16 protein-coding genes are annotated in these 16,028 nt (G+C 41.4%); 7 read left to right on the top strand and 9 right to left on the bottom strand.

The window, feature by feature from the left end; genetic code table 11:
- From ACR2F3_RS06290 to ACR2F3_RS06280, 3 genes are all read right to left on the bottom strand, one after another.
- Positions 1–1,410 (bottom strand): M23 family metallopeptidase (locus ACR2F3_RS06290; RefSeq protein ID WP_432709125.1); only part of this gene is annotated, 1,410 nt, incomplete at its 3' end.
- A gap of 5 nt (positions 1,411–1,415) precedes the next feature.
- Entirely contained in the window at positions 1,416–2,027 is a 612-nt protein-coding gene (locus ACR2F3_RS06285; RefSeq protein WP_432709128.1) for a fumarylacetoacetate hydrolase family protein, read from the bottom strand.
- Positions 2,028–2,178: 151 nt separating this feature from the next.
- Entirely contained in the window at positions 2,179–2,688 is a 510-nt protein-coding gene (locus tag ACR2F3_RS06280; protein ID WP_432709124.1) for a T9SS type A sorting domain-containing protein, read from the bottom strand.
- 111 nt (positions 2,689–2,799) lie between these two features.
- Between ACR2F3_RS06280 and ACR2F3_RS06275 the strand changes: the two genes are divergently transcribed.
- Positions 2,800–4,752 carry a KUP/HAK/KT family potassium transporter gene (locus ACR2F3_RS06275; protein WP_432709123.1) on the top strand — a complete coding sequence of 651 codons (1,953 nt, stop codon included), beginning with the start codon at positions 2,800–2,802 and terminating at the stop codon, positions 4,750–4,752.
- A gap of 106 nt (positions 4,753–4,858) precedes the next feature.
- Here ACR2F3_RS06275 and ACR2F3_RS06270 read toward each other — a convergent pair whose 3' ends face one another.
- Together ACR2F3_RS06270 and ACR2F3_RS06265 are read right to left on the bottom strand one after the other, a co-directional pair.
- Positions 4,859–5,650 (bottom strand): anti-sigma factor, encoded by a 792-nt coding sequence (locus ACR2F3_RS06270; protein WP_432709122.1) that lies wholly within the window; start codon positions 5,648–5,650, stop codon positions 4,859–4,861.
- Positions 5,647–6,198 (bottom strand): RNA polymerase sigma factor, encoded by a 552-nt coding sequence (locus ACR2F3_RS06265; RefSeq protein WP_432709121.1) that lies wholly within the window; start codon positions 6,196–6,198, stop codon positions 5,647–5,649. The genes ACR2F3_RS06270 and ACR2F3_RS06265 overlap by 4 nt, the downstream gene beginning before the upstream one ends.
- Before the next feature lie 119 nt (positions 6,199–6,317).
- Between ACR2F3_RS06265 and ACR2F3_RS06260 the strand changes: the two genes are divergently transcribed.
- Together ACR2F3_RS06260 and ACR2F3_RS06255 are read left to right on the top strand one after the other, a co-directional pair.
- A complete protein-coding gene (locus ACR2F3_RS06260) occupies positions 6,318–6,989 on the top strand; it encodes a ferritin-like domain-containing protein (protein ID WP_432709120.1) in 672 nt (223 codons plus the stop codon).
- Positions 6,990–6,999: 10 nt separating this feature from the next.
- The gene (locus ACR2F3_RS06255) at positions 7,000–7,827 is read left to right on the top strand and encodes a ferritin-like domain-containing protein (RefSeq protein ID WP_432709119.1); all 828 of its coding nucleotides are present in this window, start codon (positions 7,000–7,002) and stop codon (positions 7,825–7,827) included.
- An 83-nt stretch (positions 7,828–7,910) separates the two neighbouring features.
- On the opposite strand, the gene ACR2F3_RS06250 is transcribed toward ACR2F3_RS06255, so the two are convergent.
- From ACR2F3_RS06250 to yihA, 4 genes are read right to left on the bottom strand one after another with little or no spacing between them, the layout of a single operon-like run.
- Positions 7,911–9,869: an amino acid permease gene (locus ACR2F3_RS06250; protein ID WP_432709118.1), complete on the bottom strand. Its 1,959-nt coding sequence runs from the start codon at positions 9,867–9,869 to the stop codon at positions 7,911–7,913.
- 51 nt (positions 9,870–9,920) lie between these two features.
- Positions 9,921–11,636 (bottom strand): M3 family oligoendopeptidase, encoded by a 1,716-nt coding sequence (locus tag ACR2F3_RS06245; RefSeq protein ID WP_432709117.1) that lies wholly within the window; start codon positions 11,634–11,636, stop codon positions 9,921–9,923.
- Between the two features lie 9 nt (positions 11,637–11,645).
- Complete coding sequence (locus tag ACR2F3_RS06240; protein WP_432709116.1) at positions 11,646–12,506, bottom strand: UbiA-like polyprenyltransferase; 861 nt, start codon at positions 12,504–12,506, stop codon at positions 11,646–11,648.
- Between the two features lie 20 nt (positions 12,507–12,526).
- A complete protein-coding gene (gene yihA, locus ACR2F3_RS06235; protein WP_432709115.1) occupies positions 12,527–13,168 on the bottom strand; it encodes a ribosome biogenesis GTP-binding protein YihA/YsxC in 642 nt (213 codons plus the stop codon).
- A gap of 53 nt (positions 13,169–13,221) precedes the next feature.
- Here yihA and ubiE point away from each other — a divergent pair, with 53 nt between their 5' ends.
- The 4 genes from ubiE to ACR2F3_RS06215 are packed head-to-tail and all read left to right on the top strand — an operon-like array spanning position 13,222 to position 15,967.
- A complete protein-coding gene (gene ubiE / locus ACR2F3_RS06230) occupies positions 13,222–13,953 on the top strand; it encodes a bifunctional demethylmenaquinone methyltransferase/2-methoxy-6-polyprenyl-1,4-benzoquinol methylase UbiE (protein ID WP_432709114.1) in 732 nt (243 codons plus the stop codon).
- Positions 13,954–13,963: 10 nt separating this feature from the next.
- Positions 13,964–14,707 carry an outer membrane beta-barrel protein gene (locus tag ACR2F3_RS06225; RefSeq protein ID WP_432709113.1) on the top strand — a complete coding sequence of 248 codons (744 nt, stop codon included), beginning with the start codon at positions 13,964–13,966 and terminating at the stop codon, positions 14,705–14,707.
- A 47-nt stretch (positions 14,708–14,754) separates the two neighbouring features.
- Positions 14,755–15,516 (top strand): SDR family NAD(P)-dependent oxidoreductase, encoded by a 762-nt coding sequence (locus ACR2F3_RS06220; RefSeq protein ID WP_432709112.1) that lies wholly within the window; start codon positions 14,755–14,757, stop codon positions 15,514–15,516.
- Between the two features lie 4 nt (positions 15,517–15,520).
- Entirely contained in the window at positions 15,521–15,967 is a 447-nt protein-coding gene (locus ACR2F3_RS06215) for a GatB/YqeY domain-containing protein (RefSeq protein ID WP_432709127.1), read from the top strand.
- The last annotated feature ends 61 nt before the right edge of the window (positions 15,968–16,028 follow it).

Raw genomic sequence — 16,028 nt, 5'->3', positions numbered from 1 at the left:
TGGTTTAGCTTTCACATAACCATCTTCAAAATATCCACCTTGCGACGCGCGGTTGGTGTTTACTATCACTGCCTTATCCTTAAAAGGCAACAAAGCCGAATCTGCTTTAATCCATAATTCAAAACTGCTATGCAGGGGCGTGAGGTTATTGAGCACCACATGTATAGCTGAATATGCATTTGTTGCAGGCTTAGGCTTCTCTTCGTAAGTGAAAAATAAATCGTTGTATAAACTTCCTTTCGGTATTACAACTTTAAGGTCTTTTTTACTGAACTCATTCTGCTGCTGGTAAGGAAATATCATGCCTGCAGGTTTTGTTCGAACCGGTGTAGTAGCTCCTGGGTTTCCCTGAACCTTAAAGGTCAGGGTGGTATGGTTTCCACTGGCATCGGTTACCGTATACTTCACGTCGTGTAAAGCATTGTCAGTAATGTTAATCCGGCCTCTGCTAACCAGGTTATAATAAATTTGCAAAGGGTTGCCCGGATCTACGAAGCTCTTTTGAATAATAGCCCCGCTTTTAACATATGAAGGATAGTCGATATGTGAGTTAATGGCATTACTGTTTTCAAACTTGAACCGTTCAAGGGCCGAAGTGAAAACAACTTTTCCGTCGAATTCCAATTGAATAGAATAAACACCGTTATTACCCGAGGCACCGTTATGCCTGTCGTTTACGGTAATGCCGAAGCCAACCTCACCACTCAGGTTAATGAGGGTTGCATTTTTAAGTTTATAAACGCCTGCACCACCACTCAGCTGGAAATATTGCTTTGGTATAAACTCATCAAATGGTTCGTGGTTTAACCGGTACACATACATGGAGGTAATTACCGGAGGAATATTGTCTGCAACTTTTAGACCCAACAGCTGTGGGTTTAAGGCTGCTTCAGTTTTAGTATCCCTGATCTCGAAATGCAGATGAGGACCGCCAGAGCTGCCACGGTTACCGGAGTAACCTATAATATCTCCCTTATGTACCGGCAAAACCGTTGGTTCAGGAAATGCGTCGAGCTCGAAAGTCTGTTTCGCGTATTGTAAGCCCTCTATATAGTTAGCAATCTTTGGACTAAAGCGCTGCAAGTGGCCGTATACGGACGTATAACCACTGGGGTGATCGATGTATACCGCTTGTCCGAAGCCGCTGTTCTGCACCCTTGCGCGCGATACATAGCCGTCTTCGACAGCATACACCGGGTAGCCTTCGCGCTGGTTGGTTCGATAGTCTAGCCCAGAATGAAAGTGGTTACGCCTTATTTCGCCAAAGGAACCTGAAAGGGCAGGTGGCCGGATGTCCAGCGGCTGCCTGAAATTAACCAGTGGGTATTTGAAATTGCTAAATATCTGTTGTGCGTTAACCAGGGAGGAAAAACAGGTAAAGAGAATTAGCAGGGTGTACGTTTTAAACATTAGATTTATTTTATTTGAAAGTCCAGCATTTTTTCGCCTTCCAGCCAGGCTTCCAGGTGGTCGCCAGCTTTAATCTGGCCAACGCCTTCCGGTGTTCCGGTAAAAATGAGATCCCCTTTTTTTAGGGTGATGTACTGGGATACAAAGGCAATTATTTTCTCAAACGAAAATAGCAGGTTTTTAGTGTTTCCTTTCTGCCTGCTTTGCTGGTTAATTTGTAGTTCGAAGTTTAGTTGATACAGGTCTTCAAACTTAGTTTTTGGTACGAACAAGCTCACTGGTGCCGAATTATCAAATGATTTAGCCAGTTCCCAGGGTAAGCCTTTTTCTTTGTGGCGGCTCTGGATATCGCGTGCTGTGAAATCAATCCCTAATCCAATTTCTTCATAATAGTTGGAGGCAAATTTCTCCTGAATGTGTTTACCTTCCTTACTCACCTTAAGTACTACTTCCAGTTCATAATGGATGTCATTAGAAAAATCAGGCAGGTAGAAAGGCCTATTGTCTTTCAGTACGGCCGTATCGGGTTTCATAAAAATGACAGGGCTGGTTGGGATCGGATTGTTTAATTCTTCAGCGTGGGCAGCATAATTGCGTCCAATGGCAATAATCTTCATGTATAGATCTTGTTTTATAGTTAATGAAACTGCCATACGTTGGCCATTGTTTCATTTGTTTAGCAATAAACATAGGACGAAAGCCAATGCGAGAACTTGCAGTTCTGCCTGGAATTACGTTTTCGTAAAAGTAAGAAAGAAAAAGTTAATACTATAAAACGGAAATGCGTTTTACATTTGTTTCTCCACCGCAAACAATGCGAAGGAAATAGATACCGCTATTTAAGCGGTTTGGAATCATGTAGTTTTTAGTCGATTCACCTGCAGGGAAGCGCTCATTAGCTAAGGTAATTACCTCGTTGCCCAATAAATCCATGATTTTAATAGAAAGCAGAGACTCGCGTTCTAACTTAAAAGTAATGTTAATCTGGTCGTCAATTGGATTAGGAAATACCTTCACTACAGTTAAAATCTTTTCTGATTTATGCAGTGTGGCTTTAGCCGGACTAACGAGAAAATTATTATAGGGGATAAAGCCTAACAATGGACGATAAGGCTGTATATTTGTCTTTATCTGAGGCGTTTTACTATCGCTTCTGGAGACACTTTCATAATAAACACGATTAGAATTTTGAGCCAAAACATGAGCACTACCAAATATACCCATGCAGATGACGCATAGAATAGATAAGAAAAGCATTTTTTTGTATAGTTTCTTCATTGGCTTCGGAACAAAAATATAAATTAAAAAACAAAAAAATCAAACATTTTGTTTAAAAGATGTTATTTAACAATATTTAACAAAAATTCTCAAATAATCACCATCTAGGACGTGTCAGAACACAAAAGTTTTAATAAGTTAACAGCCGGAGGCTTACTCATTAGTTTAGGAATAGTATATGGTGATATTGGTACCTCCCCCTTATACACACTTAGGGCCATTTTTAATACAGTTGCACATTCAGGACAAGCGATTACGCCTTTAATAGTTCTGGGTGCCTTATCCTGTATCATCTGGACACTTACCCTGCAAACCACTGTCAAATATGTTTTAATTACGCTGAGGGCCGATAACAAAGGCGAAGGTGGTATCTTTTCCCTGTATTCACTGGTGCGCAAAAAGGCCAAATGGCTGGTGGTGCCCGCCATACTTGGAGGGTGTGCCATGCTTGCTGACGGGATCATCACACCCAGCATCACTGTAACCAGTGCCATCGAAGGTTTACAGGTGAAGTTTCCGTGGGTACAAGTAACGCCAATCGTCATAGGGATCATTGTTTTTCTGTTTGTTATACAACAATTTGGAACCAGTTTGGTTGGAAAATTATTTGGTCCGATCATGTTTTTTTGGTTCGGTATTTTGGGTGCACTGGGCTTCACCTATGTGCTTCAGGACCTTAGTATTTTGAAAGCCTTAAATCCATATTACGCCTTCCATTTATTAATTACCAATCCAGAGGCGCTGCTTATTTTAGGGGGCGTTTTTCTATGTACCACAGGTGCGGAAGCACTCTACTCCGACATGGGCCATTGCGGCAGAGACAACATTAGAGTAAGTTGGATCTTTGTTAAAACCATGTTAATCATCAACTACCTGGGGCAGGGTGTATGGCTTTTACAACATCCCGATTACAATGGTGGTTTAAACCCATTTTACGAAATTGTTCCAGAACCCTACCTGATAGCAATGGTTGCCCTTGCTACCATTGCCGCCATTATTGCCAGCCAGGCCATGATTACGGGTTCTTTTACCCTCATTTCTGAGGCTGTTCGCCTCAACTTATGGCCAAAAGTTCGTATTAATTATCCAAGTAATGAAAAAGGGCAGATTTATGTCCCTTCCATTAATTGGTTGTTGTGTGTTGGATGTATAGGCATTGTTCTCATCTTTAAGAAATCAGTAAACATGGAGGGTGCTTATGGTTTAGCCATTAACTTAACCTTCCTGGCCACTACCATTTTAGTTGCGGTTTACATGTGGACCAAAAGGGTACCAAAATATGCTATTGCCATATTTGTATCGGTTTACGGTTTGTTAGAACTGGTGTTTCTTGCCGGAAACATGACTAAATTCTTGCATGGTGGCTTCGTAACCCTATTAATTGGTGCTGCGTTGTTTAGTGTAATGTGGAGTTGGTACGTATCAAGAAAAATTAAAAACCGTTTTGTGAAATATGTTGAAATAGACGATTACTACTCCATTATTGAAGAATTGAGTAAGGACGAGTCTGTACCGAAGTATTCTTCACAACTGGTTTATTTAACCAGTGCTAATTTCAAAACAGAAATTGAATCAAAAATCATCTATTCAATTATCCAGAAGGAACCTAAACGTGCCGACATCTATTGGCTGGTTCACGTTGATGTGGTCGATGAGCCTTATACCAGCGATTATAAGGTAGAATTTCTTATTCCGGGTAAATTGATCCGTATCGACTTTAAACTTGGTTTCAGGGTGGAACAGAAAGTAAATCTGTTGTACAGGAAGGTAGTGGAAGAGCTCGTTAAAAACGGCGAAGTAGATATTACCAGTCAGTACACCTCGTTAAAAAAACATAAAATTGCCGGCGATTTCAGGTTCGTGCTCTTAGAGAAACATTTATCAAAGTTTACTTCGTTAAGCCTGTACGAGCGTTCTATTCTGGAATATTATTATGTGCTGAACAAACTCAGTCTTTCGCTTGAAAGTGGTTTTGGACTGGATTCCAGTTATGTGAATGTGGAAAAAGTGCCATTGATCTTTGTCAACCCCGACGATATCGAACTTAACCGATTGCCCGTGTAATATACTTCCTGAACTTAACAGATCGATAAAAGATCTTCTAAGCCTGTGTTAATTTACCTAACACAGGCTGTTTTGTTTTGCACACCTATCCTGAAAAAAACGAGGGTTACGGTTTTCCTGCTACCACCATTTGGCTGAGCGTAGGTTCAACACTACCGCCTTGTTTCTCTATGGTAATGGCGTAAAGTTCAGCATTTTTAATGTTTATCATTTTCTGAAGCACACTGTCGCCTTGTTGATTAATTAATCCGGCGCTTACAGGTTTACCCTTAACAATAGCCCAGAGTTGGTATTGCTGGTTGTCAGGAAGGGTTTCCAAGTGAGTGGCGTTGATAAACAGTCCGCCTTTGTTGGTGAGAAATAAATTGGCTTGTTGGGCTTCGTGGCCAGCTACACCAGCAAGTTTTATACTTTTAGTGTCTGCGGAAGAAAGGAGTTCAAGCTCGTCGCTTGCTTGTTTAATTCTCGCCTGGAAGTTTTTGTTCTCCACAAGAATTTGCTGCTTCTCTTCTTCGAGTATCGAGATTTCCCGCTCATACTTATTCATTTTGTAAATATGGTAAGGAACACCTGCAACGATAACAAGAATAGCAGCTGCGGTGATATAATGGGAAAGTTTAAAACGCTTAGCTGGTAGGGGGCTAGGCTTTTCAACCTGTGAATCAACGGTAGCAGACTGTTGAATGGCCGACCAGATTTGTTCTTTTGCAGGTGCCGGAGGTGCAATTGCATGTAGCTGTGCATAGTTTTCCATCATGCTTTCGGCTTCCTCCAAAGCAGCTTTTACCTCAGGATATTTTAAACATAGCTGTTCCAGTTCTCGAGCTTCTTCTTCTCCAGCTAAACCTAACAGATAGGTTTCTAAAATCCCCGACGATATGTAATCCTGTATGTTCAACTCGTTTTTAATATTTTCTTTAATTTAATCAGCGCATTTCTTACTTTGCTTTTCACCGTACCCAATGGTATAGCTAATTGATTTGCAACTTCCTGTTGGGTGTACCCTTTAAAATAAGCCAAATCTATAATCACTTGTTCATCTTTCCCTAAACCATCAATCACTTTGGAAAGCCCTAAATGGTCTACAGGCAAATAAGAGAATTTATTGTGCTCGGCAATGGGTGAATCTGTCGCCAGCCGATTGGTTAGCTTCTCTTTTTTGACCCGTCCAGAACGGGTAAAATCTATAGCCGTATTTCGGGTAATCTGTAGCATCCAGGTAAATAGTCTGCCTTTCGTGGCATCATACATTCCTATGTTTCTCCAGATTTTGATAAAAGCCTCTTGAAGCACGTCCACACTTTCTTCCCTTTCTCCAATTACTTTAATAACAACGCTAAATAATGCAGCAGCGTAATTGTCATACAGGTAGCTATAGGCACGCCTATCCTTGGCCTTTAATAAGAGGACCAGTTCCGGCTCGGTATAGGTTTGTTTTTCCTGCAAAATGTAATCGAATATAGGGAATTAACTTAAATATTTTACGAAATGTAATCCAGGCAGCGATAACCATCGTATCTATTTGTAACAATCTACAAATAACCCAATTAACAATGGAAAAAATAATGAAAAACACCGAGGATGGCGTATTTAAAAGACGCTCCTTTTTAAGGTATGCCGGAGCCGGCGTAGTGGTGACTGCTTTAGCCATGGCTGGATGTAAAAAAGACAATGATGAACCACACGATAGAATTGGTGGGTATTTTGGCCGCGGCGATATTGCGGTGCTAAATTACGCCTATGCTTTAGAGCAACTGGAGGCTGCTTTTTACACGAAGGTAATGGAGTCACCCTATAGTGGCATGTCTACACTGGAGCAGGGTTACCTCACCGATATCCGCGATCATGAGATCGCACACCGTGAATTTTTTAAAGCCGCTATTGGCAATAATGCAATTGAGGCATTGGAGGTTGATTTTTCTTCGGTCAACTTTTCCAGCAGGGACGCTGTATTGGCAACCGCAAAAGCTTTTGAAGATTTAGGTGTTTCAGCCTACAATGGTGCAGGGCGTTTAATTATGGATCCAAACTACCTTGTTTTAGCAGGGAAAATCGTATCTGTAGAAGCAAGGCATGCCGCACTGATTCGCGATTTAATTAGTAATGGCTCTTTTGCCGACAATACAGTGGTGGGTGCAAACGGATTAGACACCTCCAGAAGTCCTGTTGAAGTGCTAAAAATCGCGTCCACTTATATCAAAACTAAGCTTAACACACAAGATTTACCTACTTACTAAACCTACGAAAATGAATTTATTTAATATTATTGATAACATTGAATCGGTGGATCAGGAAATTCACGATCGTTTGAATCCGAGAAGGTCGGCACTAAAACAGTTCCTTAATTTTGGTTCAAAGGTAAGTGTGGCTGCAATGCCCTTTGCATTGGGTAGTTTTTTTAACAAAGCCTATGCACAAGCACCGGGTGATGTAAAAGGAATTCTGAATTTTGCCTTAACGCTCGAATACTTGGAAGCTGAGTTTTATACGATGGGCTTGGCGAGTGCCGGATTAATTCCTTCGGGACCGGCTTTGACGGCGATCACAACGATCCGTGATCATGAAAACCAGCATGTTGCATTTCTTAAAACTGCCATTGGCGCAGGAGCTGTGGCTAAGCCCAGCTTTGATTTTACTGCGGGGGGCACATTTGCCAATGTATTCAGCAATTATGATACCTTCCTAGCAGTTGCACAAGTATTTGAAGATACTGGCGTTAGGGCCTATAAAGGTCAGGCAGGTGGTTTGATGGGCAATAAAGATGTGCTGACAGCCGCTTTGAACATCCACTCTGTTGAAGCGCGACACGCAGCCCATTTGAGGCAAATGCGCCGTGCCAGAGGTGGTGCGGCTTCAGGTCAAAAACCCTGGATTACAGGTGCTAATGACACCGGAATTGGTGCAGTTGTAAATGCCAGCTATGCAGGGGAAGAAAATATAACCCATGGCGGCGTTGACATTACCCAACTTATGGGGGCGACGAGAAGTATTTCCTCCAATGCTGCGACAGAGGCCTTTGATGAGCCACTAACAGCCGACGCGGTATTAGCAATTGTAAAGCCCTTTATAAAATAACCACGACAGATACCTTAGCAAAAACCCTGGAGCCGCTTGTCATCGGTCCAGGGTTTCTGACTATTAAAACTTCAGGTGTGTAATTAAATTTTCTCCTGGTAATTAGCGTTCAGTTTACTGTGTCTATAACCGTAAAGGAAATAAACTACCAGGCCAATAATTAACCAGATACCAAAACCTACCCAGTTTGAAATACCAAGTTCACACATCATGTATAAACAACTAAGTAAACCTAATACCGGAATCAGGCTGAGGTTTTTTACCACACAATAATAAGTAATGACAACACATAGGATCAGGAAAATCCACATGGGTATTTTATGTGCAAATAAACTCCATCCACTATCATATTTTTTTTCGGCATCAACAGCACTGTTAGCAATAAAATCTTCGTAGTCAGCGGTGCTTAAGCTTCCCAGGTATGCTTCTGCATCCGTATTGATTGCTGTGATTTTTGCTAGCTGATGTTCTGCAGTAATTTGATCTTGTACAGCTTTCATCTCCGTTTCATCCAGGGATGTAACAAAACTGGTTGGATCATATACTTTGGTGGTATTAAAGATGAAGTTAGTGGTTTCTGGTTTGTATTTGGTAAAGGCAAGCACCAGCAAAGCTGCAAATAATACCGGGATTACGTATTTTGAATTGACATAAGGTATGCGGAATTTCCCACGCTGTATATCGGGTCTGTTTTGCAGAACCAATACACCTGTACACACCAACACAAAGGCAAACAGGGTACCAATGGAACAAAGGTCGGTTACGATGGTCAGGTTCATAAATAATGAAGGAACAGCCACCACAAAACCTACCACGATGGTGGCAAACGAAGGTGTTTGGTATTTAGGGTGTATCCTGGAAAAAGATTTAGGCAAAAGGCCGTCGCGGCTCATGCTCATCCAGATTCTCGGTTGTCCCATTTGGAAAACCAATAGCACACTTGCCATGGCGAAAACAGCACTTACGGCAATTATTCCACTCATCACCTTAAGGTCCACCTGATCGAAAACAAAAGCCAGGGGATCACCTACTGCAAGTAAACGGTAGTCAACCATTCCGGTTAATACGAGGGCTATGGCCACATACAATACGGTACAAATAATAATGGCCCACATCATGGCCCTTGGTAAGTCACGCTGCGGATTTTTGCACTCTTCGGCAGTAGTAGAGATGGCATCGAAGCCGATATAAGCAAAGAATACTGCTGACACACCTTTGAGTACCCCGCTTACACCATTTGGCGCAAAAGGATTCCAGTTATCGGTGTCAACATAAAATATACCTACTGATAATACCAGTAAGATAACCGCCAGTTTAACGATAACCATTGCATTGCTGGCGTTTCTTGATTCTTTCATGCCACGATAAACCAGCCAGGTAATGAGAATAATAATACCCAGAGCAGGAAGATCGGCCACGACGTGAAAGTCGCCAATTCTAGGCGCGGTCATCCATGCATTATTGGCAATACGGGTGGCCTCATCAAGATTGGCGTAGCTTTTACCGGCATTTACCAGGGCTTCTGCATGTTTATGCCCGTTAAATGCGGTAAGGTAATCCATGGTCATCCAGCCTGGTAAATGTATACCGTTAATGTCTAAAGCCGGAATTCTTATGGAGGAGAGCAGTCCGGTAAAGTAATCGGACCAGGAAATGGCGACGGTAATATTACCGATGGCATATTCCATGATGAGCGACCAGCCGATGATCCAGGCAACAAGTTCGCCGAAGGCCACATAAGAATAGGTGTATGCACTACCGGCTACGGGTACCATTGACGCAAATTCTGCATAGGCAAAAGCGGCAAAACTACAGGCAAGTGCGGTAAATATAAAAAGAAAGATTACTGCCGGACCGCCATCTGCACTTGCTTTTCCGATGGTGCTGAAAATACCGGCGCCAATAATAGCGGCGATACCGAATGCGGTTAAATCTCTAACACCAAGAGTTTTTTTTAAAGAAGGGTGGTGGTCTCCATATCCTTTTTCTGCATCCGCAAGTATTTTAGATATTGATTTTTTTCGGAGTAACTTTTGGAGCATAAATTAGATTTTTTTCATTTTAGTTATCAAACATAAATAATTGAAGTGATACTACCCAAGTTTGTCTAATTCGTTTTTCACAAATCCAGCCAGCTCTTTGATATAATCTACACTAAAATCAAACTTGATACCCGCAGTTTCATAAATCTCGTTAATGGGTTTGGTGTAACCCAAAGCTAATGCATCAAGGTATTGTTGTAAGGCTTTATGAGGGTTTTCTTTGAAATTTTTCCAAATTGCAATGGCACCCAGCTGTGCAATGCCGTATTCTATATAGTAGAAAGGTACCTCAAAAAGGTGCAGTTGTTTTTGCCAGATATTGGCAAACTCCGCATCCAGACCTTCCCAGTCGGCGAAACCTGCACCAAAAGAAGTATAAATCTGTTTGAAAGCTTCTTCTCTGTCGGCCGCATGGTGTCCAACATTGGTGTATATCCAGTGTTGAAATTTGTCGATCACCGCTACCCATGGCAAAGTTTTCAACACATCAAACAGCTGTTCTTTTTTTGCGCGAATTAAATCCTCTTCGTTATCGAAATACAAGTGCCAGTGATCCATAGACATCAGTTCCATACTCATTGAGGCGAGTTCGGCTACTTCAGATGGACAATGTTTAAAATCATTAAGCTCTAATTTAGCTGTTAGAAACGTATGAACGGCATGGCCACCTTCGTGAACCATGGTGGTTAAATCTCTTAGGGAGTTTGCCGAGTTCATGAAAATGAAAGGTGCCCCGGATTCGGCCAGTGGATAATTATAACCACCCGGTGCTTTTCCTTTACGGCTTTCCACATCAAAAAGATTGTTTTCTTTCATGGTGGCCAACATTTGCCCCAGTTTAGGGTCTATGGCATTGAAGCAGGCTATGCTTTTATCAATTAGTTCCTGGCCGTTTTTAAAAGGTTTTAAAGCGGGCTTACCAGTTGTACTTACATCCAGGTCCCATGGTTTAAGGACTTCGAGCCCCAGAAGCTGGGCACGCATATCAGCTTGCTCCTTTAAAATAGGTACAATTTCCTTTTCTACCGCTTCATGGAAGGCATAACAATCCTTTGGGCTATAGTCAAAACGGCCCATGGCCTGGAACATATAATCGCGGTAATTCTCAAAACCAGCGTTCAAAGCCACCTGGTTTCTCAACACGATCAATTCATCAAAGAGTACGTTTAAGGCATCTTTGTCTACCAGACGGCGTTGTTGTATGGTCTCCCATGCCTCCTGACGAACCGAACGGTTTGTATCTTTCAAAAAGTTTGCGGCTTGCTCGAGTGTGTATTCTTTATCGTTGATCACCACGCTCATCGCACCTGTTATCGATTGGTAACGCTGTTGGGTAACCTGTAGTTTAGTGAACAATTCAATGTTTTCTTCGCGATATATTTCCAGCGCATTTCTAATGCCACGCAGGTACACAAAGTATTTTTCCTGATCTAACTCTTCAACATAGGCACTCGCAACCAATTTCTGATTAAGCTGGTTACTTAAAGGCGCCGTTTTTGGCTCAATTTCAGTAGCGAAGTACTGGAAATCTTTAACCAGTTGCTCATTTGCGGTATCGCAGGTCATTTTAATGTACCTCCAGGCGAAATCTTCTTCCAGGGCAGCTTCCAGCTCACTTTTATCCTTTAACCAGGTTTCCAGTGCGTTTACATCATCAATTTGACGGGCAAGCAACTCTTCATAGATGGGGGCCAGATTGTCCCATTTCATTTCTAGTTCTTGAGGAATGTAATTCCTTTTCTTTTTAGGTATGGTTAAGTCAATCATGGGGTAGAATTAAAAATTAGTTCTTAATAATGCGTCTATTAAAAAGCAAAGGGCGAAAACCACCGAGGCGTAACCATTGGTAGTTTGAAAGGCCCTGTTGACCTTGCTAATATCGTGAGGTTTTACCAAAATATGCTGGTAAACTAACATGCCACAAAAAAAAGCAATTCCAACGTAATATATCCAGGTAAAGGGAATAAAAAACAGGGTGGCAATTACACATAATGCCGACAATACATGCAGCAATACCGATAAGTTTAAAGCACCTTTTCTGCCTAAGGCTGCCGGTATGGAGTGTAATTTTTCTTCTTTGTCGAATGTATCATCCTGCAGCGCATAGATGATATCAAAACCACTTGACCAGAAAAGCACGGCAAAAGAATAAAGTACCGGCACAATAGAAAATTGACCTGTAACAGCAATATAGGCGCCTATTGGAGCGAGAGCCAGGCCCAGGCCCAATACCATGTGGCACAATGCGGTAAAACGTTTGGTGTAACTATAAAATAATACAACGAATAAAGCAATGGGCGAGAGATATAAACAAAGGTTATTAATAAAGGCGGTGGTAACCACGAATAATATACAATTGATGATTACAAAACCTAAGGCCGATGATGCGGAGATTTTTCCTGCCGGAATGTCGCGCATGCTTGTACGAGGGTTTTTAGCATCAATGTTACGATCGAGGTAACGATTAAAAGCCATCGCGGCATTACGGGCAAAGACCATGCAAAGTACCACAAGTAACAATAGCACCCAGTTAAATGGTTTGTCGGTAGTGGTTACGCCCAGAAAAAAGCCAATCATGGCAAAAGGCATCGCGAAAATAGAATGTGCAAAAAGTACGAGTGAAAAATATTTCTTCATTGATGCTTAGGACGAATTAACTAATACTCGGAGGCGTCTTTTTCCTTAGGAGGCAAGACTGGCATGACGAAATCCTTGTTCACTTCGTCAATAAAATTCAATACCTCATCGCGGCCCTGGCCTTTTTCTGCAGAAGTTACCACGTAAGGTGGGATTTCTTCAAACCAGCCTGATAAGGCCTTTTTGAACATCGCTACGTTTTGATCTGTTTTTACAGCCGATTGCTTATCAGCTTTGGTAAATATCAATGCAAAAGGAACCTGACACTCGCCAAGCCAGCAGCAGAACTCAATATCGATCTTTTGTGGCTCTAAACGGCTATCTATCAATACGAATACACATTGCAGGCTTTCTCTTTTGGTAATGTAATTTCGGATGAATTTTTCCCATTTTTCTCGGCTGCTTTTGGAAACCTTGGCATAACCGTATCCTGGTAAATCTACGATATACCATTTCTCATTAATTAAAAAATGGTTAATTAACTGGGTTTTACCCGGTCTCTGAGATGTTTTGGCCAAACCATGCTGGTTGACCAACATGTTTATTAAGGAAGACTTACCAACGTTTGAACGGCCGATAAATGCGTATTCGGGCATATTTGGTGCCGGTAATGGGGCAAGCTTTGTATTACTACAAATAAATGTTGCTGATTTTATAATCATTTTGCAAAGGTAGAAAATTAGTTTTCAACAATACTTATCTTTGCTGCACAACCATGAATGAAAAAATAACACCATACCAATCAGCATCGGCTACCAAGAAAGAACAAGTAGCGGATATGTTTAATAATATTTCTAAAACTTACGACTTTTTAAACCATTTTCTTTCCTTAGGTATCGATATAATATGGCGTAAGAAGGCTATTGGACAGCTTAAAGCCATAAAACCGCAATCTATACTGGATGTGGCTACTGGTACGGGCGACTTTGCCTTTGAAGCCATCAAAATTCTTCAACCTTCAAAGATTGTAGGGGTGGATATTTCGGCAGGAATGTTGAAAGTGGCACAAAAAAAGATCGACGAACGTAATCTTGGTGGTGTTTTCACTGTGAAAATCGGGGATTCTGAGAAACTACAGTTTAGTGATAACCAGTTTGACGCCGTAACGGTTGCCTTTGGGGTGCGTAATTATGAAAACCTGGAAAAAGGACTTTCAGATATGTATCGGGTGTTAAAACCAAAGGGTAAAATAGTTATCCTTGAGTTTTCAAAACCACAGAAATTTCCAATAAAACAGGGTTATAATTTTTACTTCAAACATATTTTACCGGTTTTTGGAAAATTATTTTCTAAAGATTCCAGGGCTTATACCTATCTTCCAGAATCTGTAGCAGCTTTTCCTGATGGCAAGGCTTTTACAGCATTAATGGACAAAGTAGGTTTTAAAACCACCCAGCATGTTTCGATGACATTTGGTATTTGTTCCATTTATACTGGTATCAAGTAACCAAATAGAAATGATAAGAAAATTGCTCCTCCTTGTTTGCGCCCTGTTTTTCACTGGAATTGCTGCCCAGGCACAGCATTGGGGCTGGGACCATGAGGAGGAGGGAGTTAAATTTGCCTATACATTGCAATACTATTCTTCGCAATACAAGGTCTTTAAACAAAAAGATTGGCAAATGCCTTTTTATGATGAATCAGGACAGGTGACTACTGGTTTGAATGCCATTACCGCCGACCTTAACCCTGGCTTCGGCGTAGGCCTGGCGCTGTTAACCAATGTTCATAAGCAGGTGGAGCTGCGGTTAAGTCCTACTTTCGTGTTGAACGACCGGGTGTTGACTTACCGTTTTCAAGAAACAGGAGGTTTTGTACCCCCAGCTTATGAGATTAAGAAAAAGGTGCGTGCAACACTCATAGATTTGCCTTTGGCCGTTAAACTCCGATCAGACCGTCGTAAGAACTTTGCGATGTATCTTTTAGCCGGAAGCAAGTATTCGATTAACCTGAATTCTGCTGGTAATGGTGAGGATGCTGAAAAAGTAGCTTTTGAGAAGCTAGTAAGAAATAAAAAGGCTTTCTTTTCCTATGAGGCTGGTCTGGGCATAGATTTTCATTTTGAGCACTTTAAGTTGTCGCCAGAATTGAAATATGCCTCTTCGTTTAATAGTGTGCTGGAACAACAAAATACTGCCTTTTCCAGGCCTATTGATAAATTAATGCTTCGCAACATTACATTTAGTTTATATATACAGTAAAGTTAGCGGTTAAAAAGACTTATTTTTGCATGATAAATTCTTAACTCATGACCTCAAAAATTGCATTAATCACCGGAGCAACTTCAGGCATTGGTGAAGCATGCGCTAATCTGTTTGCCCGTGAAGGATACCAGCTGATCCTTTTGGGAAGGCGTGCTGAACGTCTGGAAACCTTATCAACCACTTTAGCTACAACTTATGGTATTACAGTGATGCCACTTGTTGCCGATGTAAGAGAGAAAGTAGCCCTGACAGCTATTTTGGAAGCTATACCTGAAGCATGGAAAAAAGTGGATGTGCTGGTTAACAATGCCGGACTAAGTCAGGGTCTGGACCCGATAGACAAGGGCGATACCGATGATTGGGATACCATGATCGATACCAATGTTAAAGGTTTACTCTATATAACAAAGCTTGTTTCCAACTGGATGATTCCTTCGCAAAGCGGACACATTATTAACATTGGTTCCATAGCCGGAAAGGAAGTTTATCCAAACGGAAATGTTTATTGCGCCACTAAACACGCGGTGGATGCGTTAAATCAAGGTATGCGTATTGATTTACTTCCGCACAACATTAAAGTAACCGCTATTAATCCAGGCATGGTAGAAACCGAGTTTTCTTTGGTCCGTTTTAAAGGTGACGAGGATAGGGCGAAAAAGGTTTATCAGGGTTTAACCCCTTTAATGGCCCAGGATATAGCCGATGCAATTTGGTTTGTGGTAAGCAGACCGGCTCACGTAAATATTAATGACATGGTGATTATGCCAACCGCGCAAGCGACAGCAACAATTACCAATAAAAAATAAAATGATGATATCAAATACTATAGATCAGGAAATAAAGCAGGCAATGCTTGCAAAGGACCAAGCGAAATTAAGAGGGTTAAGGGCGATAAAAGCCGCATTGTTATTAGCGAAAACTGAAAAAGGCTCTGCGGAGGAAATGACCGAGGATGCCGAAATGAAGATTTTGCAGAAGTTAATTAAACAGCGTAAAGAATCTGCCGATATATATAACCAGCAGGGCCGTGCAGACCTTGCGGTAGTTGAAGAAGAAGAAATTGAGGTTATTGCGCATTTCCTGCCGAAACAATTGGAAAGAAGTGAAGTGGAAGCGGTAATTTCCAAAATTATTACTGATTCAGGTGCCAGTTCCATGAAAGATATGGGTAAAGTTGTTGGTCTTGCCAATAAAGACCTTGCGGGCAAAGCCGATGGTAAACTTATTGCTGAAATCGTAAAATCGCAATTGGCATAAATTGTGCTGAAAGGTTATTGGTCGTTTTTTTATAAAAATTGCGGCTAAACTGCCTAAAAAT

The organism is Pedobacter sp. (assembly GCF_045627485.1).
Taxonomy (GTDB): domain Bacteria; phylum Bacteroidota; class Bacteroidia; order Sphingobacteriales; family Sphingobacteriaceae; genus Pedobacter.
The sequence above is the reverse complement of the archived record's forward strand: the minus strand, read 5'-3'. Positions and strand labels throughout refer to the sequence as shown.